22 protein-coding genes are annotated in these 21,922 nt (G+C 64.0%); 11 read left to right on the top strand and 11 right to left on the bottom strand.

Annotation, left to right across the window (positions count from 1 at the left end):
* Positions 1-241: 241 nt before the first annotated feature.
* The 4 genes from WDB66_RS14660 to WDB66_RS14675 all read right to left on the bottom strand — a co-directional run bounded on the left by WDB66_RS14660 (position 242) and on the right by WDB66_RS14675 (position 5,543).
* Positions 242-781: a response regulator transcription factor gene (locus WDB66_RS14660; protein WP_339399345.1), complete on the bottom strand. Its 540-nt coding sequence runs from the start codon at positions 779-781 to the stop codon at positions 242-244.
* Positions 781-1,998 (bottom strand): ATP-binding protein, encoded by a 1,218-nt coding sequence (locus tag WDB66_RS14665; protein WP_339399346.1) that lies wholly within the window; start codon positions 1,996-1,998, stop codon positions 781-783. Before WDB66_RS14665 ends, WDB66_RS14660 begins: the two co-directional genes overlap by 1 nt.
* Before the next feature lie 243 nt (positions 1,999-2,241).
* Positions 2,242-4,413 (bottom strand): TonB-dependent copper receptor, encoded by a 2,172-nt coding sequence (locus WDB66_RS14670; RefSeq protein ID WP_489670878.1) that lies wholly within the window; start codon positions 4,411-4,413, stop codon positions 2,242-2,244.
* Positions 4,414-4,583: 170 nt separating this feature from the next.
* Complete coding sequence (locus WDB66_RS14675; RefSeq protein WP_339399347.1) at positions 4,584-5,543, bottom strand: DMT family transporter; 960 nt, start codon at positions 5,541-5,543, stop codon at positions 4,584-4,586.
* 225 nt (positions 5,544-5,768) lie between these two features.
* Between WDB66_RS14675 and WDB66_RS14680 the strand changes: the two genes are divergently transcribed.
* The gene (locus tag WDB66_RS14680; RefSeq protein ID WP_339399348.1) at positions 5,769-8,600 is read left to right on the top strand and encodes a valine--tRNA ligase; all 2,832 of its coding nucleotides are present in this window, start codon (positions 5,769-5,771) and stop codon (positions 8,598-8,600) included.
* A gap of 225 nt (positions 8,601-8,825) precedes the next feature.
* Here WDB66_RS14680 and WDB66_RS14685 read toward each other — a convergent pair whose 3' ends face one another.
* Complete coding sequence (locus tag WDB66_RS14685) at positions 8,826-10,766, bottom strand: choice-of-anchor Q domain-containing protein (RefSeq protein WP_339399349.1); 1,941 nt, start codon at positions 10,764-10,766, stop codon at positions 8,826-8,828.
* Positions 10,767-11,331: 565 nt separating this feature from the next.
* Between WDB66_RS14685 and coaE the strand changes: the two genes are divergently transcribed.
* Positions 11,332-12,024, top strand: coding sequence for a dephospho-CoA kinase (gene coaE / locus WDB66_RS14690; protein ID WP_339399350.1), 693 nt, complete (start codon positions 11,332-11,334; stop codon positions 12,022-12,024).
* A gap of 203 nt (positions 12,025-12,227) precedes the next feature.
* Here the strand turns inward: coaE and WDB66_RS14695 are convergent, their stop codons facing one another.
* The 3 genes from WDB66_RS14695 to WDB66_RS14705 form a co-directional block, all read right to left on the bottom strand.
* On the bottom strand, positions 12,228-12,428 hold the full coding sequence (locus WDB66_RS14695) for a hypothetical protein (RefSeq protein ID WP_339399351.1): 201 nt from the start codon (positions 12,426-12,428) through the stop codon (positions 12,228-12,230).
* A 3-nt stretch (positions 12,429-12,431) separates the two neighbouring features.
* Positions 12,432-12,914 carry a type VII toxin-antitoxin system MntA family adenylyltransferase antitoxin gene (gene mntA, locus WDB66_RS14700; RefSeq protein WP_339399352.1) on the bottom strand — a complete coding sequence of 161 codons (483 nt, stop codon included), beginning with the start codon at positions 12,912-12,914 and terminating at the stop codon, positions 12,432-12,434.
* Positions 12,915-13,012: 98 nt separating this feature from the next.
* On the bottom strand, positions 13,013-13,618 hold the full coding sequence (locus tag WDB66_RS14705) for an OmpA family protein (RefSeq protein ID WP_339399353.1): 606 nt from the start codon (positions 13,616-13,618) through the stop codon (positions 13,013-13,015).
* 274 nt (positions 13,619-13,892) lie between these two features.
* Between WDB66_RS14705 and WDB66_RS14710 the strand changes: the two genes are divergently transcribed.
* Together WDB66_RS14710 and WDB66_RS14715 are read left to right on the top strand one after the other, a co-directional pair.
* Positions 13,893-14,225, top strand: a complete 333-nt coding sequence (locus tag WDB66_RS14710; protein WP_339399354.1) for a Uma2 family endonuclease — start codon at positions 13,893-13,895, stop codon at positions 14,223-14,225.
* Between the two features lie 84 nt (positions 14,226-14,309).
* Positions 14,310-14,477, top strand: coding sequence for a hypothetical protein (locus tag WDB66_RS14715; protein WP_339399355.1), 168 nt, complete (start codon positions 14,310-14,312; stop codon positions 14,475-14,477).
* A 105-nt stretch (positions 14,478-14,582) separates the two neighbouring features.
* On the opposite strand, the gene WDB66_RS14720 is transcribed toward WDB66_RS14715, so the two are convergent.
* From WDB66_RS14720 to tfpZ, 3 genes are all read right to left on the bottom strand, one after another.
* Positions 14,583-14,969: a type II toxin-antitoxin system VapC family toxin gene (locus WDB66_RS14720; RefSeq protein ID WP_339399356.1), complete on the bottom strand. Its 387-nt coding sequence runs from the start codon at positions 14,967-14,969 to the stop codon at positions 14,583-14,585.
* Positions 14,966-15,211, bottom strand: coding sequence for a type II toxin-antitoxin system Phd/YefM family antitoxin (locus WDB66_RS14725; RefSeq protein WP_339399357.1), 246 nt, complete (start codon positions 15,209-15,211; stop codon positions 14,966-14,968). Before WDB66_RS14725 ends, WDB66_RS14720 begins: the two co-directional genes overlap by 4 nt.
* Positions 15,212-15,590: 379 nt before the next feature.
* On the bottom strand, positions 15,591-16,337 hold the full coding sequence (tfpZ, locus tag WDB66_RS14730; protein WP_339399358.1) for a TfpX/TfpZ family type IV pilin accessory protein: 747 nt from the start codon (positions 16,335-16,337) through the stop codon (positions 15,591-15,593).
* 122 nt (positions 16,338-16,459) lie between these two features.
* Here tfpZ and WDB66_RS14735 point away from each other — a divergent pair, with 122 nt between their 5' ends.
* From WDB66_RS14735 to WDB66_RS14765, 7 genes are all read left to right on the top strand, one after another.
* The gene (locus tag WDB66_RS14735) at positions 16,460-17,314 is read left to right on the top strand and encodes a glycosyltransferase family 2 protein (RefSeq protein ID WP_339399360.1); all 855 of its coding nucleotides are present in this window, start codon (positions 16,460-16,462) and stop codon (positions 17,312-17,314) included.
* Between the two features lie 50 nt (positions 17,315-17,364).
* Entirely contained in the window at positions 17,365-17,664 is a 300-nt protein-coding gene (locus WDB66_RS14740) for a hypothetical protein (protein ID WP_339399361.1), read from the top strand.
* Positions 17,661-18,146, top strand: a complete 486-nt coding sequence (locus tag WDB66_RS14745; protein ID WP_339399362.1) for a ribonuclease HepT family protein — start codon at positions 17,661-17,663, stop codon at positions 18,144-18,146. Before WDB66_RS14740 ends, WDB66_RS14745 begins: the two co-directional genes overlap by 4 nt.
* Before the next feature lie 180 nt (positions 18,147-18,326).
* A complete protein-coding gene (locus WDB66_RS14750) occupies positions 18,327-18,932 on the top strand; it encodes a class I SAM-dependent methyltransferase (RefSeq protein WP_339399363.1) in 606 nt (201 codons plus the stop codon).
* Between the two features lie 11 nt (positions 18,933-18,943).
* On the top strand, positions 18,944-20,077 hold the full coding sequence (locus tag WDB66_RS14755; RefSeq protein WP_339399364.1) for a glycosyltransferase: 1,134 nt from the start codon (positions 18,944-18,946) through the stop codon (positions 20,075-20,077).
* Positions 20,070-20,822, top strand: a complete 753-nt coding sequence (locus tag WDB66_RS14760) for a class I SAM-dependent methyltransferase (RefSeq protein WP_339399365.1) — start codon at positions 20,070-20,072, stop codon at positions 20,820-20,822. The genes WDB66_RS14755 and WDB66_RS14760 overlap by 8 nt, the downstream gene beginning before the upstream one ends.
* 170 nt (positions 20,823-20,992) lie before the next feature.
* The gene (locus WDB66_RS14765) at positions 20,993-21,802 is read left to right on the top strand and encodes a GNAT family N-acetyltransferase (protein ID WP_339399366.1); all 810 of its coding nucleotides are present in this window, start codon (positions 20,993-20,995) and stop codon (positions 21,800-21,802) included.
* Positions 21,803-21,922 lie beyond the last annotated feature (120 nt).

Below are 21,922 nucleotides of genomic sequence, written 5' to 3' on the forward strand. Positions count from 1 at the left end.
CCCCCCCCCCCCCCCCCCCCCCCCCCCCCCCCCCCCCCCCCCCCCCCCCGCCCCCCCCCCCCCCCCCCCCCCCCCCCGCCCCCCCCCCCCCCCCCCCCCCCCCCCCCCCCCCCCCCCCCCGCGCCACTGACGATAGTGTTTTTGCTTGTTCTTGCCGCGAAAGCCCCCCTCACCCCAACCCTCTCCCCCATGCTGCGCACAGGGGAGAGGGAGCCGCAGTGTCCAAACCGGCACGATCACTTCACCCGCGCGGTGGGCGTTTGGCGAGTTTGCGTTGCAGTGAGCGGCGGTGCATGCCGAGCAGGCGGGCGGCGGCGGAGATGTTGCCATCGGTTTCGGTCAGGGCCTGCTGGATGTGTTCCCATTCGATCCGCGCCAGCGGTGTCATCGCGGCCGGTTCCGGCGGAGCCACCACGTCCTGCGTGCTGGTGATGGCGCCGACCGCATGCAGGATCGCGTCCACGGATGAAGGTTTGGGCAGGTAGTCGTCGGCGCCGCGCTTGATCGCTTCCACTGCGGTCGCGACGCTGGCGTAGCCGGTCACCAGCACGATCCGCATCGCCGGTGCAGCGGCACGCAGCGGCGCGATCAGGTCAAGTCCGGTGCCGTCACCTTCGGCCAGTTTCAGATCGATCAAGGCGAAATCCGGTGGCTGTGCGCGCACCTGTTCAAGCGCTTCATCGGCACTGGCGGCCAGAAGCATCGCGATGCCGCGCCGCTGCAGCGCGCGCGCCAGCGTGTTGCGGTAAAGCGCGTCGTCGTCCAGCAGCAGGCCGCGCATCAGGCGCCTTCCTGCTTCAGCAGTGGCACGCTGAAATGCACGTGGCTGCCGCGTTCGTCACCGTGCATCGTCAGGCTGCCGCCGAGGCGTTCGATCGTCGCGTGCGACAGCGCCAGCCCCACGCCCATGCCCTGCGGTTTGTCGCTGCGGAACAGCGTGCCAGGCAGCAGCGGACGCTCCGGATCGAAGCCGTGGCCCTGGTCGAGGATATCCCCGCTCAGAGTTTCGGCATCGCAGCGCAGGGCCAGCGTCACCTGATCCGAACCGGCGGCCTGGCTGGCATCGGCGGCGTTGTCCAGCAGCGCCTGCAACAGATGGCCGACCGCCGCATCCACGCGCGTTCCCGGCGCCAGTGTGGCCGGGCGCAGCAGCCGGATTGTCGGGCGCAGCAGGCTCCAGCGTGCCACCACCTGTTCCGGATCCACGCCTTGGCCGAACTGGCCGGCGCGCGCCAGTTCGCGCACCCGTTCGCGGCAGGTATCGGTGAGGGTTTTCAGCAGTTCGATATCGGGTGCGATGTCGGGCGGCAGCGGGCGCTGTTCGAGTTCTTCCAGCGCCAGCAGCATCGTGGCCAGCGGCGTGTTCAGCTCATGCGCGACCGAGGCCGCGTGCGTGGCCAGCGCGAGGATGCCCTCATCGCGCGCGAAGCGCTCGCGCAGCTGCGCCAGTTCGCGTTCGCGCCGGGCGCGCTGTTCGGCCATGCGCGACAGGAAATAGACGAACACCCCAGCCGAAATCAGGAAGTTCACCGCCATGCCCAGCAGGTGCAGATCGAAGCCATCCATCGCCCCGTGCAAATGCGGCAGCGGCCGTCCGAAAGCAGCTGCCAGTGCGTAACCCAACCCGCACAACAAAGCGGTCGCCCAGATCCAGCGGTGCGGCAGCGCCAGCGCGGCGAACGCGACCGGCAACAGGAACAGCGAGGTGAACGGATTGGCCGGGCCGCCGCTGCACCCGATCAGAAAGGCCAGCACCACGGTATCCACCGCCAGGTGCAGGAAGATTTCCGCCGGCTGTGCCTCGCCGCCGTGCTGCAGCCGGTACGCGGCATGCAGATTGAACGCCGCCAGCGCCGCAATCGCGATCCCCATCGGCCACAGCGGCAGCGGTGCATGCAGCCACCACACCACGATCGCGATCGTCGCCACCTGCCCGGCCACCGCGCACCAGCGCAGCGCCACCAGCATGCCGAGGAAGGATGTGGGAGCGGTATTCATCGCGTCAGCATGCCATCGGAATCCGTGGAAATTGAAGCGTGGTCCGAAGCGCACCACGCGGCCCGGCACAGGACGACGTTGGGGCTTCCCCGGATCACGTCCGGGGTCACCGCAAACCTATGAACTTCCCCGCCATCACCACATAGATCGGGGTGAGCCACGCGAATCCCGACAGCAGCCATCTTCCCGGGCACAAGGACCGCGATGCCCGCACAACCTTCCCGCCCGGTATCCGCCAATCCCTCAATACCTGAAATCCAGTTTCATCCACGCGGTACGGCCCGGTTCCAAAATGCGCACACGATCAGCCGGATAACCGAAATCGGCGCTGCCGGCCAGGTTCAGGTGTTCGCTGTAGGCGCGGTCGAAGAGGTTGTCGATGCCGGCCGAAAGCCGCCACAGCTGGCCAAGACGCAGGCTGCCGTTGATCGCCAGGGTGCCGAAACCTCGGCTGGCGGAAATATCCTGGCCCACGATGCTGCCCTGCCCGACCGCGACCCGGTTCTGCTCGTTCACCACACGCCACAGAAGGCCAAGATTCCAATCTTCGGCCTCCCAGCCAGCGCTCATGCGCAGTTCCAACGGCGGCATCTGCGGCAGTGGCGCACCGGAATCGCGGTTTTCGCCCCAGGCGTAGGCCAGCGTCGCACCCAGCTTCAGCGCATCCAGCGCGCGGTATTCGAACCCGGCCTCCATGCCGCGGATCCCGGCATCGACGTTGTCGGCGCGGTTGGCCGGCGCCATGTCGTGCCCGTCGTGTGCGCCGTGCTTGGGCAACGAATGGCCGTGCCCGCCCGTCGCATGCGGGTTGTAGGTGAACAGGATGTAGTCATCGATCCGGCCGACATAGGCGCTGGCCCAGGCATCGAAGCGCTGCGAACGATAGTTCACGCCGATATCCAGCTGCGTGGTGCGCTCCGGCTGCACGCCCTCGAACGCATCGTGCGCGCCCATCGGGCCAGCCTGCGGCGAATACAGTTCCCAGTAATCCGGCATGCGCCGCGTGTGCCCGACACCCGCGAACGCGCTCATGCCGGCATCGCCGCGCCATTCGTAACGCAGGAAACCGCTGCCCAGCGTGTGCTCGCGCTCGCGGCCCCAGGTATGCACGGCGTGGTGTTCATCGTGATCGGCATCGTGCTTGGCCGGCGCGGCGTGCATGTGATCCATGCCGCCGCTGTCGGCGCGCAGGTCCAGCGCGCTGGAACGGTCGGCGCGCAGCCCGGCGATCCAGTGCGAGGCGCCACCGGCATGGAAGCGGGCTTCGGCGAACACGCCGCGATTGCGCAGTTCCGCGTCATCGTTCCAGTGCTGCTCCAGATGCGCATCGATCCCCATGCCACCGCGCCGGCGATGACCGCTGTTCTGCGCATCGGCGCCGGCTTCCAGTTGCCAGTTGCGCCACTGCCATTCCAGCGCGACGCGGCCGCCGTGGGTCAGGCGCGTGACGTTGGACACCATCGGCATCGGCATTGAACCCATCGGGTTGGGTGCGCGCAGGCTGTAGTTGTCCATCACGTGATCGACTTCGTTGCGGTAGGCGCTGGCTTCGATCTTCTCCAGCGCGCCATCGAAGCCGGATTTCTCGAAACGCAGCGAAGTCGAATGGCGCTCGAACTGCGATCCATCCATGCCGCGCCCCGCATAGCGCGCCTCACCGTCGCCGCGCCCGATCGCCAGTTCCAGCACGGTGTGCTCGTCCGGCGTCCAGCCCAGCGCCACGTCGGCATTCCACTTGTCCCACAGCGACGGCACATGCTGGCCATCGCCGGCCTTGTAGTCGTCCGATTCGGAGGTGTTGCCGCTGAGCCGCACATAGCCCTGCGCCATGCCGGCGGTGGCATCGACCAGCGCATCGCGGCGCCCGTGCGAACCGGCCAGCACACTGCCCATCACCTGCGCGCCGGGCTGCGAAAAACGCGCCACATCGCGTTCGAAACGCACCGTGCCAGCCGAACCCACCGGCCCCCACAACACCGTCTGCGGGCCTTTCACCACCACCACGCGATCAAAGGTTTCCGGCGCCACATAGGACAACGGATTGTCCATCCGCGCCGGACAGGCGCCGGGCATGCTGCCATCGTTGGAAAGCAGATTCAGGCGCGAACCGAACATGCCGCGCAGCACCGGATCGCCATTGCTGCCGCCATTGCGGATCGCGGAAAAGCCCGGGATGGTTTTCAGATAATCAGCACCATCGCTGGCCGGCACCGGCTGGCGCGGCAGCTTCGGATCAGTTTCCCAGGCAACGCCGTCTTCCGGCGCCTGCGCGGTCACCACGATGGCATCCAGGCGTTCGGCTGCCTCGGCGTGCGCATCGGTTTCCAGATACGCTTCCGCCTGCGCCGCGGCCGCCATCGAGAACATCACCAGCGCGCCCGCCGCCTGTCCCGCCGCTTTCCAGCTACCACCCATGTCCACATCCATTGCAGTAAAAACAAAGGGATATGGTAGGAAGCCGCACCGCGCGCGAGGATGCGACCGAATGTCGCAGGTGGCGTTTGATGCTCCGGATGAGTCCACTAAGGAACATCTGAACAAGCCGCCGGGATGGCGTTGAAAGGCTTGATCAGAGCTTCCCTAACTCAATGCGCCGGATTGGCCGTCGCCTGTGCCGGCAAAGCGTGTCGCCGCGCGGCCAGCACCACGCCGCCGACCAGCAGTGCGATGGCGGCCAGTTCCAGCACGCTCGGCCAGCGTGCCGCCCAGGCGAAGCCGTAGAGCAGCGCGAACAGGGTTTCGAACACCAGCATCTGCCCGCCCAGCGTCATCGGCAGGCGCTGCGAGGCCGCGTTCCACATCCAGTTGCCGAACCACGAGCAGACCACCGCCAGCACGAGGGATGTCACCCAGAAAAGGGTCCAGTCCGCCTGCGTGGTGTCGGCGGCCGGGGTGAACAGTTCGCCCGGCAGCGGCAGCACCAGCAGCCAGATCAGCCCGCCCATCAGGCCGGTAACGATGCCCCACAGCACCGACCACTGGTTGCCGTCGAAGCGGGTCTGGGATTTGAGGAAACGCGCATTCTGCGCCGCGTACCAGGCCCAGCTGGCCAGCGCGCCGAGCGCGCACAGCATGCCGATCAGGCGTTCGCCCAGGGGCCGTTGCTGCGCGTGCGGCGACAGCAGCATGTCGATATTGATCAGGGCCACGCCGGTCAGCACCATCACGAGCGGCCAGGCCAGGCGTCGCAACGGCACCGCGCCGGCGTCGTGTCGCCCCAGCAGCGTGATCGCGACCGGCGTGGCGCCGATGATCAGCGATACCGGCGCCACCCCGGCCGTCTGCACGGCGGTGGCCAGCAGCACGTAGTAGACAAGATTGCCGGTCAGCGCCAGCTTCACCAGCAGCACCACATCGGCGCGGGTGAGCTTGCGCAGCATGCGCGGCAACCACGGCCAGGCCAGCACCAGCGCGAACAGCCCGTACATCACATAACGCGCGCAGCTCAGCAGCAGCGGCGGGAATTGCGGCAACAACGCCGGCACCAGGAACACGCCGCCCCAGACCGCCCCGGACAGCACGCCGAACAGGATTCCCAGCCGCATCGCAACGCCACTCCAAAGTGAAAGGAAGGCACGTTACGTCTTCATATTGCGTCGCACAATGGCACATCCCCGTCGACCCCGTGACGCCCCGTTCCAGCGGCGACCGCGCCCACCCCGCGGGCGGAACACAACAGATCGCCGCCATTGGGCCGAAAGCCGCCGCTGCACTACAATCGACGCCCTTTCCCCGACCCTACACAGGCCCGCAAACGGGCCGGCACGCGCATGGACAAAAGCTACGAACCCGCCGATTTCGAAGGCCGCTGGTACGCCCACTGGGAGCAGAGCGGCTGCTTCTCGCCCAGCGGCGGAGGCACGCCCTACACCATCCTGCTGCCGCCGCCCAACGTCACCGGCACGCTGCACATGGGCCATGCCTTCCAGCACACGCTGATGGATGCGCTGATCCGCCATCACCGCATGCGCGGCTTCGACACGCTCTGGCAGGTCGGCACCGATCACGCCGGCATCGCGACCGAAATGGTGGTGTCACGCAACCTCGCCATCGAAGGCAAGGGCGAAACCCGCGACTCGCTCGGGCGCGAGGGCTTCATCGAAAAAGTGTGGGAGTGGAAGCAGGAATCGGGCGACACCATCGAACGCCAGATGCGCCGCATCGGTGCCTCCGGCGACTGGTCACGGCGCGTGTTCACGATGGACGAAATGCCATCCCAAGCCGTGATCGAAGCCTTCGTGAAACTGCACGACGAAGGCCTGATCTATCGCGGCCAGCGCCTGGTCAACTGGGATCCGGTGCTGAAAACCGCGATTTCCGATCTGGAAGTGGTGAGCGAGGAGGAAGACGGTTTCCTCTGGTCGATCCGCTACCCGCTGGCCGATGGTCTGACCTACGAACACACCGAGCGCGACGAGGATGGCAACGAAACCCTGCGCGAAACCCGCGACCATCTGATCGTTGCGACCACGCGCCCGGAAACCCTGCTCGGCGACGTCGCGGTGATGGTGCATCCAGACGATCCGCGTTACGCCGGCCTGATCGGCAAATCCGTCACGCTGCCGCTGACCGGGCGGCAGATTCCCGTCATCGCCGATGACTACGTCGAACGCGATTTCGGCACCGGCGTGGTCAAGGTGACCCCGGCGCATGACTTCAACGACTACGCGGTGGGGCAGCGACACGGGCTGCCGATGATCAACCTGTTCACACCCGAGGCCGCGCTCAACGACAACGCGCCGGAAAAATATCGCGGGCAGGATCGTTACGAAGCGCGCAAGACCGTGCTGGCCGATCTTGAAGCCGCCGATCTGCTGGTCGAAGCCAAACCCCACAAACTGCAAGTGCCACGTGGCGACCGCACCTCACAGGTGATCGAGCCGTATCTGACCGACCAGTGGTTCGTGAAGATGGACACCCTCGGCGCGCGCGGATTGGAACTGGTCGAGAATGGCGACGTGAAGTTCGTCCCGCCCAACTGGATCAACACCTACCGCCACTGGATGGAAAACATCCAGGACTGGTGCATCAGCCGCCAGCTCTGGTGGGGCCATCGCATCCCGGCGTGGTACGACGAAGCCGGCAACGCCTACGTCGGCCGCGACGAGACCGAAGCGCGCGCCCGCGCCGGTCTGGGCGCCGACGTGAAACTCTCGCAGGACAGCGACGTGCTGGAAACCTGGTTTTCCTCCGCGCTGTGGCCGTTCTCCACGCTCGGCTGGCCGGATCAGGCCGCGATGGGCGAGCGCGGTTTCGAGCGCTACCTGCCGTCCTCGGTGCTGGTCACCGGCTTTGACATCATCTTCTTCTGGGTCGCCCGGATGGTGATGATGACCGATCACTTCACCGGCAAAGTGCCCTTCCACGACGTCTACATCACCGGTCTGGTGCGCGACAAGGACGGACAGAAGATGTCCAAGTCCAAGGGCAACGTGCTCGACCCCATCGACATCATCGACGGCATCACGGCCGACGCGTTGGTGGCGAAGCGCACCAGCGGCCTTATGAAGCCTACCGATGCGCCCAAAATCGAAAAGGCCACGCGCAAGGAATTCCCGGACGGCATCGCAGCGTTCGGTGCCGACGCGCTGCGCTTCACCTTCGCCAGCCTCGCCACGCACGGGCGCGACATCAAGTTCGACCTGAACCGCTGCGAGGGCTACAAGAATTTCTGCAACAAGCTGTGGAACGCGGCCCGCTTCGTGCTCGGCACCCTGCCCGAAAGCGGCACCATCGAACGCCCCGCCGCTTGGCCGATGGCCGCCTTCGAACGCGCCCTGCTGGCACGCTTTGACGCGGTGCTGGGCGAAGTCGATGCACAGTTCGCCGCCTATCGCTTTGATCTGGTCGCGCAGGCGCTGTACGAGTTCGTCTGGAACGAGTTCTGCGACTGGTCGATCGAGCTGTCCAAGCCCTTCCTGAATCCGGAAGCCGGCAGCAACGTCACGCCGGAGGCCGCCGCCTCGGTGCGCCACACCCTGCTCACCGTGCTGGAAGCCACCTTGCGCCTGCTGCACCCGCTGATCCCGTTCGTCACCGACGAAATCTGGAGCCATGTCGCGCCGCGCCTTGGCATCGAGGCCGATTCCATCATGCGCCAGCGCTGGCCCGAACCGTTCGCGCTGACCGGCAGCGACGATGACATCGCCGCCGTCGATTGGCTCAAGGACGCCATCCAGAAACTGCGCTCGGTGCGCAGCACGCTGGGCATTTCACCGTCGCGCCGTGTGCCGCTGCTGGTGGGCGGCGGCGACAGCAACGATGCGATGCGGCTGGCGCAATTCGCCGATTCGCTGCGCTTCCTCGCACGCCTTGAACGCATCGACACCCTCGTTGGCGAACCACCGGCCTGCGCTTCGGCGGTGCTGGGCGAAATGCGCCTGCTGATCCCGCTCGAAGGCCTGATCGACCTGGACGCCGAACGCGCCCGCCTCGCCAAAGAGATCGCCCGCGTCACAGCGGAAAAGGAAAAAAGCGAAACCAAACTCGCCAAGTTCACCGACAAGGTGCCCGCCGCCGTGGTCGAACAGGAACGCCAACGCCTGGCCGACTGGACCACGCAACTGGCCAGCCTCACCGAACAGGCGGATCGGCTGAAATAAGCCGATTCCGCACCACCGCCGGGGGAACCCCATCGCAGCCAAGCCCTCCACGGAAGCATCACCGCGATCATAGGTTGGCGGTGACCCCGGACCTGATCCGGGGGAACCCCAACACCGGAACGCCGGCATGTGCTACCCGACAACGGATCGGATACGGTGCCAGCGGAATCCAGCTGTCGGGCATCGCGATGCTCAGCCCGACCTAATGCAGTCCGGGAGATGGGGCTAATCAGAACCCTCGAATCCGTCGCTGAAGATCGGATATGGATCCGGCTGCAACTCGAACGCACCAATATCCGCCGCCGCTCCCCACACACGGACAAACGGGCCTGTGCGCTGATCGGCACCAGCATCTTCGGGATTGCTGCCGGCATCAATCGCCGGGCTGCTTTCCAGCAACGCATGCGTCGCCGTCGGGCCGCCATTCATCGCCAGCGGCTGCAACTGCGGGTCTATGTTGATTGTATCCACCGGCAATACCACGGACGAACCTGCCACGGTCACCAGGTTATGGCTGCCGGTGAAGTGCACCGGATAATAGCTGCCTTGTGCCCCATACATATCCGGGTCCTGCGGCGCGGAGTTGTTGGAAATGATGCTGCTGACCAGATGCTGCTCCAGGGGGACTCCGGGTGTGTCTGAGCTCATCGGCCATGCAGAGACACCACCTCCATTATGGGAGCTCGTGTTCAATGTAATGGTCGAATTGAAGATGTTGGTGACGGAATTCAACGCAACAACCCCACCACCCGTACCATACCCGGATCCGAACGTCCCACCGATCGCACTGTTGCTGGAAATCGTGCTGTTTCGCAATTCAAGGGAACCAACACCACCAGAATCAGAGTAGAAGTTCAGTACCGAAATACCTCCCCCCCTCGCTACTCCGCCTGAATCAACTCTCGAAAGAACGCTGTTGTCATTGATCGTGCTGTACATTGCATACACAACACCGAAAGCATTCACACCACCACCCTGAATGAAGCAATCGTCACAATCCGATCGCGTGACATTCCCGCTGACAGTGGACGCATACAGCGCTACCCCACCGTATTGAGCGCCGAAATCATCACCGATATTGATACCGCCCCCATAGCTCCAGGCACGCTCGGAGTACGCGGTATTGCCGCTGATCGTGCTCAGCAGGACATAATTCATCGATCCGTTTGAATGGAATCCTCCGCCATAGGCAGTGCCGCGGTCGCCATAAGCGCTTTCACCCAGAGCCTGCACCTGGTTCCCGGAAACCTCCGACCCCATAAAAACCGCCACTCCCCGCTGCGAGAAAATGCCGCCGCCGCGCGCATTGCCGCCGTCAATAGCAGTAGCGGTATTACCGGTGACTTGGCTGCCATATTTCACAGAGACCTGGCCCGAGGCATACACGCCACCGCCGCGGGACCGGCCGTACGTATAAGTGTAACCGTAATCCTCAAAGGCATTGGCGGTACTGGTTGCGGAATTGCCGGTAACAATACTGTTGATCAGTTCCACATGGCCGGAGTCGCCCGGGCCGTACACATCCAGACCGCCACCGTATGCGTAGGCATTGCTCCCGTCACCGGCAACGCAGCCGGTGACGGTGCTGTCAACCAGCGAAATACTGCCGTAGACGGAAATGCAGCCCCCGTAACCATTGTCCGACCTGCCGTTGGCAACAGTGACGCCGCTGATGCTCAGGATTCCGTATTCATGCCTCAGCACCTGATCATTGGCATCACCATCGATGGTCAGCTGATCCCGCCCCGGACCCAGCAATTCCAGATTCCCGGAGCTGGTCAGTGCCCCCGAAGCCAGCGTGATCGTGCTGCAGGTGAGCGCGGTCAGGTCGATCACATCATCGGGCACAGCATCCAGCATCGCCTGGCGCAGGCTGCCGGGGCCTGCATCGTCGCAGTTGGTGACGGCGATGGTGGCCGCCGGCCGCGCCGGAGGCCCGACCATCGGGTTGCCCGCACCTGCCCGCTGCGCGGAACGCCGCTCCTGGATGCGCCGCTCCTGGCGCTGTTGCCGCGCTTCCCATTGCGCATCGCGTACCGGCTGATTGCGCTGCGTGTTGGAAGCGCGCGCGCCCAGATATGTCCCCGCCGAACCTACCGGCGTGGCCACCGTCATGCCCAGACCCACAACCACGCAGGACGCAATGGTCGTCAACTTCGGCCCCATCCAGGACCCTCCCGAACCGTATTTCACAGCTATCTCCCCAAGCGTGAGGCCGGCCGGCAGGCGCCCCCATGGCGCGCGCCCATTCGCTGAACAACCGGAACCCTTGGGTGAAATGGTAGCAATAAATCCGTGCGCTGAATCACACGAAAACGAAACTCCTTCCGGAAGTCCTATCGCGGTCATGGGTTGGCGGTGAGCGGGGCGAACCCAACACCAGGGCGACGTCATGTGGTACCCGACAACGGGCCGGATACGGCGCCACCGGATATCCGGCTGTCGGGCATCGCGATGCTCAGCCCGACCTATGCGGACTGGGCGTCGTCGGGAAAGCCCCATCGCGGCCAAGGCCGCTCCCACAAAAGCCCCTGCTTCTGTGGAAGCACTTTCGTCCGAGATCAGATGCCAGCGCTCTTGTGGGGCGACCTTGCCCGCGATTAGATGCCGGACCCGGCAGACAAACCCCTCACCACCAGGACCGCCCCACGCGAAACCCGGCCTTGCTTTGCTCACCACGCCCGCCCAACCACCGCTATCCTGTGCCCGCACCATTTTCCCCGGAGCAGCTGTGGCAACACCCTTCATCATCGGCATCACCGGCGGCATCGGCTCGGGCAAATCGGCGGTGACGGCGCGCTTTTCAGAACGTGGCGTGCCGGTATTCGATGCCGACATCGTGGCGCGTGAACTGGTGGAGCCGGGCGAACCGGCGCTGGCCGCGATCGTGGAGGAGTTCGGCCCGCAGATGCTCGACGCCGCCGAACGCCTGGACCGTGCCGCACTGCGCGCCGTGGTGTTCAACGATGCCGCCGCGCGCGAACGCCTCAACGCCATCCTGCACCCGCGCGTGCACACCCGCCTGCACGCATTGGCACACAAGCCCGGCCCGACCTGCGTGATGCTGGCGATCCCGCTGCTGGCCGAATCCATCCAGCGCTACAGCTGGCTCGACCGCATCCTCGTGGTGGATGTCACGCGCGAAGTGCAGATCGAACGCGCGATGCGCCGCGACGGCATGGACGCAGCCACCGCCGAACGCATGCTCGCCGCCCAGACCGACCGCGCCACCCGCCGCGCCATCGCCCACGACATCATTACCAACGACGGCCCGATCGACGCCCTGGACACCATCGTCGCCCGCCTGCACACCCACTACCTGGCACAAGCAAGCAGGCAAGTCGCCCACAGCAACCTGCAGGTCGGATCAAGCGCAGCGGATCCAGCACATCCGCACCCAACGTCACCACCTTCAATCCCATAGGTCGTGGTGAGCAGCGCGAACCGCGACAACGAGATGTCACCGCCGCCTGCATCCCCACGGCCACGGCACATTGAGCCGCCCCACCTTCCGCTGTTGGGGTCCGCATTCGCTCACCACCAACCCATGCAGCTGCGCACCAGACCGCAGGTCGGATCAAGCGCAACGGATCCGGCACCACTCTGCTTCAGGCCCGATTTCAGGAATCAGGACGCCTTATCCCCGTCCAGCCACCGCACGACGACGCGCGCGAAATCCTCGAAGTCCTGCAAATGGCGGGTGGCAATGGCGAAGGTGATCGCCCAATCGATGCAGATCGACATCCGCTGCCAGCGCCTCGACGCTATCCGGCCGTTTGTCGCGAATTCGCCGGATGCAGCGCTGAAGCGAATCCAGCTTGCGCTCAACGATCAACCTGTCCACGCCCGCCGCCTCTCACCCAGCATCCGTCTGATGTAGGGCTGGAAGTCCTCTGCATCGAAAAGATGCCGGCTCATCAGTGCAGCATGGTCTGCATTACTGCCAAGAACCCGCCTGCCGTGCGCCAGAATCTGCCCCAGCACAGGGCCACCGGCAACTTTCAGGTCGATCAGATCCACCGGCCGCCCGATGGCGACGGCCAGTTCTTCGATCAACTGCATCTTCGACATCGCATCAAGCGGCGCATCGGCCTCCACCGCGATATCCAGATCACTCCCCGCATCGGCGGAACCTGCTGCCACCGAGCCGAACACCAGTGCCTGCCTGATTTCAGGATGGCGCGCGAACACCTCCCGCAACTCGCGCAGCGGCAATGGCCCGGACGTGGCAGACATGGCGTTCATCGTCCAGCGAAGATAGCACGCAGCCCCCACCGCGAAGATTCCACCGATCAAACCCGCAGGTCGGATCAAGCACAGCGGATCCGACGCGGATCCAACATCGGGACACCGGCCCGCTCAACAAAAACCCGATGAATTGCCGGGCATCACCTGACACCCGGCAATCCCGTTCAACTGCCGACGCGGTCCACCACCAGCGTCACGCGGCGGTTGGCCGTGCCCGCATCACCCCAGGCACCCGGCGCCACCAGACGGTTGGCCGCCTCGCCATAACTCACCGCGCGCACCGAATCGGCGGCCAAACCATTAGCCACCAGATGCTCACGCACAGCCTCGGCGCGGGCCTTGCCCAGGCGCTGGTTGTAGCCGCTGCTGCCGGCCGGATCGGTGAAGCCTTCCACCGTGATCAGGCTGCCGGGATGGTGATCACGGATGACCCGCGCGAAATCCTCCAGCGCCGGCTTGTCCTCGTCACGCAGCGTGGTCGAGTCGTAATCGAAATGGGCCATCGCATCGATCCGCAGCTTGCCCTGGGCCTCGGCAATGGCCTTGTCGTACTGGGCAAAGCGCTCAGAAAGCTCCTGCCGCAGGCTGGCCAGCGCGGACGCATTGGCATCGGCCTTCTGCTCGATCGCGTTATCCCTCGCGCGCAGCTCGGCCAACGCCGCATCCAGATCGGTACGCTTCACGTAATTGGTGCAGCCACCGGCCAGCAGCATCGCCGTGCCGAGCAGCCCGGCCCCCAACAGCTTCAGGTTCTTCGAGGTTGGATTCATCAGTTGCAACTCCCTACGAATGACAGGCAAAGACCGGACACCACACCGCCCGGCCGCGGCAGGGCCGCCGGATCACGGTAATCGCTCGGAAGCGTGAAGGAAACCTTCTGTAACAATTTGTGTGAGCCACGTGGCCCACAACCCACCGTTTTCGTAGGAGCGGGCTTGCCCACGATCAGATGCCCACGCGCGAAGACAATCCAGCCGCGCCGGATCCACCTGACAACACCCATACAGATCGCACGCTAGACTGCCGTGGAACCGGGAAACCACCGTGGACACCACTCCGATGACCCATCAGGAACCCGTCAGCGTCCAGCAGTACCTGCAACTGGAAGAGCGGACTGAAGGCAAGCACGAATACCTTGCCGGTCAGGTCGTGGCGATGGGCGGGGCAAGCGCCCACCATTGCCTGATTGCAGGCGCGCTGTTCGCCATCCTGCTTCCACACGCGCGCAGCAAGGGCTGCCAACTCTTCATCGCCGCCATGAAGGTACGCATCGATCACGAAGGCGACAGCTGGTTCTACTATCCAGACCTCGTGCTCAGCTGCGACCCGGCGGACCGCGACCCGGCATATACAGCCCACCCCTGCCTCCTCGTCTAAGTCCTCTCCCCCAGCACCGAAACCATCGACAGCCGCGAAAAGCTCCTCGCCTACCGCCTGCTCCCCAGCCTGCGCGAATACCTGATGCTGCGCCAGGACCGTCTGCAAGCCGATCTGTACCAGCGTGGCGACGATGGCCGCTGGCACCACTACCACCTCACCCAGGCCGAAGACACCGTGCCCCTGCGCTGCCTTGACGTGCAGCCGAAACTTGCCGACATCTATTTCGACGTACCCGAACTGACCGGTTGAGGTTCTGGCTTACCTGAGCGTCAGCCCGGCGCATACGTTCGAGCTGACCGGCCGCCCCTCTGCCACCACATACACGCCGTAGAGCAAGGCCGCAATCTGCACGGGTCACACCGCCACAACAGTTCCACCGTAGGCAACCACTTGGCGATCATGTGTCAACAAACGCATCGGCTCCACCGTGGCCTGTGCCACCAACAGGCGGTCAAAAGGATCAGCGTGCAACAGGGGCAACTGCTCGACCGCAACAGCGTGTTCTGCCCGGATATCGAGCAGGCGGTAACCCGCCTCCCGGAAAAAAGCCCGCGCCTCGCCACCCGACACCGGCATGCTGCCACGCCCCAGCGCATGCTTGATGCTGATCTCCCACACGCTGGCCACGCTCACCCATACGATGGCCTCCGGCGCCAGGATCAACTCACGCGCGGCATCGCTCAATCTGGGGTCGTCGGTAATTGCCCACAACGCAATATGCGTATCGAGCAGCAGATTCACACCTCATCCCCGGCGAACAGCTTCGTGATGACATCGTTATCCGCATCAATGTCGTCCGGCAGCACGAACTTGCCCTTCGCAACACCGATCCGACGCGACGATTCTGTCTGTTCCAGCGGAACCAGACGGGCGACCTTGCGCCCATTTCGCGCAATGATGATTTCCCGCTGCGTACCTTGTTCAATCGCTTCCACCAACCGCGAAAGATGCGTCTTGGCTTCAAGCATGTTGACCGATGACATGAGACACCCCGTTCTGACCAAGTCTGGTCTGGTCACGATGGAGCAAGAGCGCCGCACTGTCAAACGATCGCCTCATCCGCAACCCTGCGCTGCCTGGCCGGCACAGCGAACGTGGCTTTCTTTGGCCAACCCCTGCTGATTGGGTTGCGGAATACCCGCCCTCGTAGGAGCGGGCTTGCCCGCGAGCAGATGCCAGGCATCACAGCGAAAGCCACATCGCAGCCAACGCCGCTCCCACAAAACCTGTCCCTCATCCACCGGAATCAGATCATCAGCAACCCACCACTTTCTGTAGGAGCGCACATCACAGATGGGCGCGACCACCCTTGACCACACCCGTTCCACGAAGATCACGACTGATCAAAAAAGCTCGCCTGCCTCACTCCGCCCACGGCCTCAAATCCACCACCGCCACCACTTGCTGTTCGCCATCAAGCAACACCGTCATGTCCTGGTTACGGGCGGATAAAGGGAGCCACGAAGTGGCAGCTGGCCATTGCTTCATCACGCGAGCGACGTTGTGCTCATTGTTGAACGCACGCAGTTCTTCCATCGGTTTGCTGCGTGTCCGCATGGCATCGCTGAAGAGTGACAACGGTCGATAAAGATCCGGGCGATGCGGTAAATCGGCACCACCCAAAGCAGCCTCAAACATCAGATCGGTTCGTGCTGCGGGATCTTCCGGAATAGCAGCACCTACCCATTTCGGACCAGTCCAGGAAAAACCCTGGTATTCAGGTGCAGCTCGATCTCTGTTCGTGCCACTGATCTCCGTGGCTTGTGCTACGTCAAACCTGTCGACGTTGAACACAATCCACACCGGCCGTCCCTCTGCCACCACACTCACGCCGTAGAGCAGGGCTGCAACCTGCAGGATCACAACGACGGCCAAGTCCATCGCCAACCCCTTCTTGCCCTTGCGATAGATGACCAAGGTGATCAGCGGACCAAGCGTGGCGTCCACACACAACACGATGAGGAAGATCTCCCGAACGCCCACCGCCATGTCCAGTGGCACCGGATACCACACGCCAAACACCAGCCCGGCCAGCGTGAGTGCAACCGCTGCCGAGCAGGCCAAGTGAACAAGAAATGCACGAACCCGATCAGCCATCAAACCATCCATCCATCAGACTCCAACATCCACATGCACCCACGGCATCACAACGCACCACCCTGCAACAAGCCACTACCCGTTCCGGAGCCCATCAGCCACAATGCCCCCTCATCATGCAAGGGGAACCTGCGGTGCAAATCAGCATCGTCCTGCCCGCCAAGAACGAGGCCACCGGCCTTGCCAAGACGCTGCCGGCGATCTTCGAGCAGTTGCCCAACGCCGAAGTGATCGTGGTCGATGACGGCTCCACCGACGACACCGCCCGCATCGCGCTGGAACACGGCGCCAAGGTGCTGTCCTCGCCCTACTCGATGGGCAACGGCGCGGCGATCAAGCGTGGTGCGCGTGCCGCCAAAGGCGAGATCCTGGTGTTCATGGATGCCGATGGCCAGCACAACCCGGCCGACATCCCGACCCTGCTCGCCAAGCTCGACGAAGGCTACGACATGGTGGTCGGCGCACGCGATGGCAGCGGCCAGGCGAATCTCCATCGCGGCCTGGCCAACGGCTTCTACAACTGGCTGGCCAGCCACATGACCGGTCACAAGGTGGAAGACCTCACCTCCGGCTTCCGTGCCGTGCGCGCCGCGCGCTTCCGCGAATTCCTGCACCTGCTGCCGAACGGATTTTCCTACCCCACCACCAGCACCATGGCCTTCTTCCGCAGCGCCTACCCGGTGGCTTACGTGCCCATCGACGTAGCCAAACGCGTCGGTACCGCCAGCCACATCCGTCCTCTGAAAGACGGCATCCGTTTCCTGCTGATCATCTTCAAGATCGCCACGTTGTACGCACCGCTGAAGCTGTTCGCGCCGACCGCCCTCGCCTTCTTCCTCACCGGCCTGGGCTACTACGCCTACACTTTCGCCACCATGAGTCGCCTCACCAACATGAGCACCCTGCTGTTCAGCGCCTCGGTCATCATCTTCCTGATCGGCCTGATTTCCGAACAGATCACCAACCTGACCTACAAGCGCGATGGGTGAACCATCGATGTGGGCTGGGCTAGACTGACCCAAACAACGTGGAGCGTGCGATGCGGCTGAGCCAGGAGCATATCCGGGTGTTGAAGCGGCTGGCCGAGGAAGAAGCCGGCCCGTCGGCGCGGCTGCGCCTGTTCGGCTCGCGTCTTGACGATGCAGCCCGCGGTGGCGACGTCGATCTGCTGCTGGAGCTGGACACCCCGGTGGCGCACCCGGCACCGCTGATCGCACGCCTGGCGGCTCGCGCCAGCCGCGCCATGGACGGGCGCAAGGTGGATGTGCTGCTGTTGGCGCCCAATCTCATGCGCCAACCCATCCACGACATCGCCCAGAGGCAAGGGGTTCTGTTATGACGGGCGACGATGCCCAACTGCAGCGGCTGCGGTTTCTTGCGCGCGTCGTGCAGCGCGAGAGCAAGCATCTGCTGACCACTGACCGGCGCGTGTTCGCAAAGCCGTTCACGCAGGATCGCGCCAAGGCGCTGGCGGACGATGTGGAGTTGGCGGAACGGGTGGAGGCATTTGCCGCGCGTTTCGGCCGCCTGCAGGACACGCTGGGCGACAAATTGATCCCGGCACTGCTGCGCGCACTGGGCGAGCCCGTGGGTGCAGCCATCGACAACCTCGATCGCGCCGAACGTCTGGGATGGCTGCCATCGTCCGAGCAATGGTTGATTGTCCGCCGGCTGCGCAACCAGATGGTGCATGACTACATCGAAGATCCGGCCATCCTTGCCAGCGCCCTGCAGATGGCGCACATGCAAGTTCCGATGCTGATCGAGGCCAGCCGTGCGCTGCTGGAAGAACTCGACCGGCGCGGCTGGGGGTCGCCGTGACCGTCTTCCTGATCGGACTGGTGTCGGAGCAGATCACCAGCCTCACCTGCCGCCGCGATGCGTGAGGTCGGTATGCGATCCGGCAATCGGCTTCGGACGCTGGCCCGCTTCGTCGCCCGTACGCCCCTGCATCCGCAGTGGCTGCTGGGAGGCAGAGTGGCGCCGCGCGGAATCGACTCCGTGCAGGGGCGATTGCTGGACATCGGCGCAGCCGATCGTTGGCTTGAACACCTGCTGCGCCCCGGCACACAGTATCTGGCCCTGGACTATCCGGCCACAGGGCGCGATCTGTATGGGGCCAGGCCGGATGTGTTCGCCGATGCCGCACGGCTGCCCTTCGCCGATGGCAGTTTCGATGGTGTCGCCTGCCTGGAAGTGCTGGAGCATGTCCCCGATCCGGTTGCAGTGATGCGTGAAATCAGTCGGGTGCTCCGCTGCGGTGGCCAGGCCTGGATTTCCATGCCGTTCCTGTACCCAACGCACGATGCGCCGTTCGACTTCCAGCGCTATACGCGCCACGGCTTGCAGCGCGATGCCCGGCTGGCGGGACTGGACGTGGTGGATTTGCGCCGAACCGGACATGCCGTGCGCACCGCAGGGTTGTTGGCCTGTCTGGCAATTGCGGGTGGCGTCAACGATACGCGCGGGGCATTGCGTTGGCTGCTGTTGCCGTTGGCGCTGGTGTTTGTGCCCGCCATCAATCTTCTGGCCTGGGCGGGCAGCCTCCTTCTGCCCGACTGGGAGGCCATGGCCCACGGCCATGCGCTGGAGGTGCGCAAGCCATGAGCGGGCCCCTAGTGCTGGTGACGACCTCCTTCCCCATCAAAGGAGATGGCAGCGAAGCGGCGGGGTCTTTCGTCGCCGATCTGGTGGAAGAGCTGGCCAAGCACGTGCCTGTGCGGGTCGTGGCTCCCGGGCCGAGTGCGGCGCGGCAGCGATTGTCTGGGAACATCGAGGTCTACCGTTACGCGGCACCCGCGCGCCCGCTGTCCACACTCAGGCCGTGGCACCCGGGCGATCTGGGCTGGACGGCACGGGTATTGCGCGGAGGCATGGCGGCTACCCGCGCGGCCACCGGCGAGGACGCGAGCCATGTTCTGGCACTGTGGGGGCTTCCCTGCGGCGAGTGGGCGCGCCGCGCCGCGAAGGAGCGCGATATCGATTATTCGGTCTGGATGCTGGGCAGCGATGTCTGGACGTTGGGCCAAATCCCGCTGCTGCGTCAGGCGCTGGGGCGAGTGATCCGTCAAGCCGCGTATGCCTATGCCGATGGCTACCAGCTGGCCGAGGATGCACAGCGCATTGCCGGCATTCCGGTCGCCTTTCTGCCCAGCGCCCGGCACATCGATTTGCGCGACCCGCCGCCGCCGCGCAACCAGCCGCCATACCGCCTGCTGTTTCTGGGGCGTTGGCATCCGAACAAGGGTGTGGACTTGCTGCTGGACGCGTTGGGGTTGCTAGGAGACGAGGACTGGCAGCGCATCGAACGCGTGGAAATCCAAGGCGGCGGCCCACTGGAGCCGCTGGTGCGCGCGCGCGTGGCCGCATTGCAGGCGCAGCGCCGTCCGGTCGAAGCCGGGCGCTATCTGACCAAGCCTGAAGCGGAAGCGGCCATCGCGCGCGCGGACTGGGTACTGATTCCTTCGCGTATCGAGAGCATCCCCGTGGTGTTCTCCGACGCGATAAAGCTGGGGCGTCCTGTGGTGGCGATGCCTGTGGGTGATTTGCCGCGCCTCATCCGTGAGTCACCGGCCTGTGGATTAGTTGCTGAAGCAGCCGACGCGTCTGCATTCGCTCGCAAGCTGGCGTGCGGCCTGCGCACGTCGACGGCTGATTTCTCCAGTGGATTGGCGGGAGTGGCGCAGCGCTTCGACCTAGTGGTTTTGTCGCGCGGCTTGGTCTCGCGGCACGGCGCGGCGTACCATGAGTGAACCCGTAACCACAGCGCCGCGCTGGGGGAGCGAAGGGCGCGAACACAAGGCGATGGCCATCCTTGAAACGATGGTTGCGCGGTGCGGTGATCTGGATGTGGATGGCACGTGGCTCGATATTGGCTGCGGCAGCGGCGGCATTGCCAGTGCGCTGGCGCAGCATGTGGGTCGGGTCGTCGGCATTGACCCGGAGCCGTGGTCGTCCTGGGCTTCCTTGGCTGGAGCGCAGCCCAACCTTTCTTTCCTCCAGGCTGGGTTCGATGGCGATCAGTTGCCGCTGCCGGAGGGAACGGTCGATGTGGTCATATGCAACCAGGTCTACGAGCACGTGGCCAATCAGGCCGCACTGATCCGCAACATTCATCGTGTGTTGAGGCCGGGAGGCATCTGCTATTTCGCCGGCCCCAACCTGCTTTGGCCTATCGAGCCGCACGTGTATTGGCCCTTCGTGCATTGGTTGCCGAGACGCGCGGTGCAACGCCTGATGCGAATAATGGGGTCGAAGCGGGCGGACGCGTTGGATGCGTACTCGAAATCGTATTGGCGATTGCTGTCCTGGTTCGGCGAGGCCGGACTCGAGTCGGTCGATGCAGTCGCGGAGCGACTCTCGGTGGAAATGGAAATGCGCAGGCACATGACGCTTGCAAATATCGTTCGCCGTATTCCGCCAGCGGGTCGAAAATTGCTCGCTCCGTTTTGGCCTGGCTTCATCTTCGTCCTGCGTAAACAGCGGGCTAGCGAGTAGTTGGAACAATGCTGGACCAATGGGTCATTACTGCGGAGCCGTCCCCCCAGCATGGGCAGTGGGCGAGTGAGTCGCTATATCTATTCGCTTCATCAGACTGGGGGCGTATCACTGAGGCGCTGGGTGCCCGGCCAATGTATGCGTGGAACCGGGAGATTGGCGTTGGTGCCATGGTGCCTGTATTCTCGCGATTCGGGATCAGAATTGGATTCTTAGGTTTTCCTGTGCTCGGCCAGCCTTGGGAGGACCTGTCGTTTTCGCAGATGAAAGACACAGGATCGCAGTTGGCGACGGCGTTGGGCTTGCACGTGCTGCGGCTCAATGGGTCGATGTTGCGGGCGTCTGATTCATCAATGACCGCCGCCAGGCCGGAAGTGTGGATAGAAGACTTGCAATCATGGTCACCTGAGGCCAACAAGCGCCTTCGCAGGGATCTTGCGTTTGCCCGACGCTCAAGTCAGGGCATTCGTTTGGGACGCGATTGTGCGGACGCACTGGCGTGCTACCGGCTATACGAGGCCACGGTCAAGGCCCATGCCGGGAAGATTCGTTATTCCCCGAGCTACTTCAGCCGGTTATTCGCGCTTGCGGAGACGCAAGTAGGCTTGGAGATATTCGCTGCAGTTGGTGATGCAGGAGTCGTTCATGGATTTTCTGTGCTCGCCGTGCATGGCTCAACCGCCTATTACTTGCACGGCGCCGCAGATGAAGTTGGTAGGCGCTGTGGGGTAAGCGATTTGCTGTTGGAAATGCTCGTGCTTCAAGCTCGCCAGATGGGTGCTTCCAAGCTGAGTCTGATGTCATCCCCATGGGAGCAGATCGGTCTGGTCAAGTTCAAGCAGAAATGGGGGACTGACAGTGGGCTGGCTGTCACTCACGATGTTGCGACGGGTTTGGTAGGGTGCGGTATCGGAGCAATAATAAAGTTGTCTCGGCTTCGAGATCGAAAGCTGGCTGAAAATTTTATCCACAATTCCTAAAGATTATCATTGGGATAATTTTTTCGAGTATGTGGCGTTTCTCTATGATCTAGTGCTTTGTCGTGGAAATGGATGAAAGTTAGTTCCGTCGCATCAACAAAGAATGGAGGGGTCTTGATT

It is taken from the genome of Denitratimonas organivorans (assembly GCF_037478135.1).
Classification (GTDB): domain Bacteria; phylum Pseudomonadota; class Gammaproteobacteria; order Xanthomonadales; family Xanthomonadaceae; genus Denitratimonas.

Excerpts from the sequence above, each read along its gene's own strand:
- WDB66_RS14660 (WP_339399345.1), bottom strand. The coding sequence starts at position 781 with ATGCGCGGCCTGCTGCTGGACGACGACGCGCTTTACCGCAACACGCTG.
- WDB66_RS14665 (WP_339399346.1), bottom strand. The coding sequence starts at position 1,998 with ATGAATACCGCTCCCACATCCTTCCTCGGCATGCTGGTGGCGCTGCGC.
- WDB66_RS14670 (WP_489670878.1), bottom strand. The coding sequence starts at position 4,413 with ATGGGTGGTAGCTGGAAAGCGGCGGGACAGGCGGCGGGCGCGCTGGTG.
- WDB66_RS14675 (WP_339399347.1), bottom strand. The coding sequence starts at position 5,543 with ATGCGGCTGGGAATCCTGTTCGGCGTGCTGTCCGGGGCGGTCTGGGGC.
- WDB66_RS14680 (WP_339399348.1), top strand. The coding sequence starts at position 5,769 with ATGGACAAAAGCTACGAACCCGCCGATTTCGAAGGCCGCTGGTACGCC.
- WDB66_RS14685 (WP_339399349.1), bottom strand. The coding sequence starts at position 10,766 with ATGGGGCCGAAGTTGACGACCATTGCGTCCTGCGTGGTTGTGGGTCTG.
- WDB66_RS14705 (WP_339399353.1), bottom strand. The coding sequence starts at position 13,618 with ATGAATCCAACCTCGAAGAACCTGAAGCTGTTGGGGGCCGGGCTGCTC.
- WDB66_RS14715 (WP_339399355.1), top strand. The coding sequence starts at position 14,310 with ATGCTGCGCCAGGACCGTCTGCAAGCCGATCTGTACCAGCGTGGCGAC.
- WDB66_RS14725 (WP_339399357.1), bottom strand. The coding sequence starts at position 15,211 with ATGTCATCGGTCAACATGCTTGAAGCCAAGACGCATCTTTCGCGGTTG.
- tfpZ (WP_339399358.1), bottom strand. The coding sequence starts at position 16,337 with ATGGATGGTTTGATGGCTGATCGGGTTCGTGCATTTCTTGTTCACTTG.
- WDB66_RS14740 (WP_339399361.1), top strand. The coding sequence starts at position 17,365 with ATGCGGCTGAGCCAGGAGCATATCCGGGTGTTGAAGCGGCTGGCCGAG.
- WDB66_RS14745 (WP_339399362.1), top strand. The coding sequence starts at position 17,661 with ATGACGGGCGACGATGCCCAACTGCAGCGGCTGCGGTTTCTTGCGCGC.
- WDB66_RS14760 (WP_339399365.1), top strand. The coding sequence starts at position 20,070 with ATGAGTGAACCCGTAACCACAGCGCCGCGCTGGGGGAGCGAAGGGCGC.
- WDB66_RS14765 (WP_339399366.1), top strand. The coding sequence starts at position 20,993 with ATGGTGCCTGTATTCTCGCGATTCGGGATCAGAATTGGATTCTTAGGT.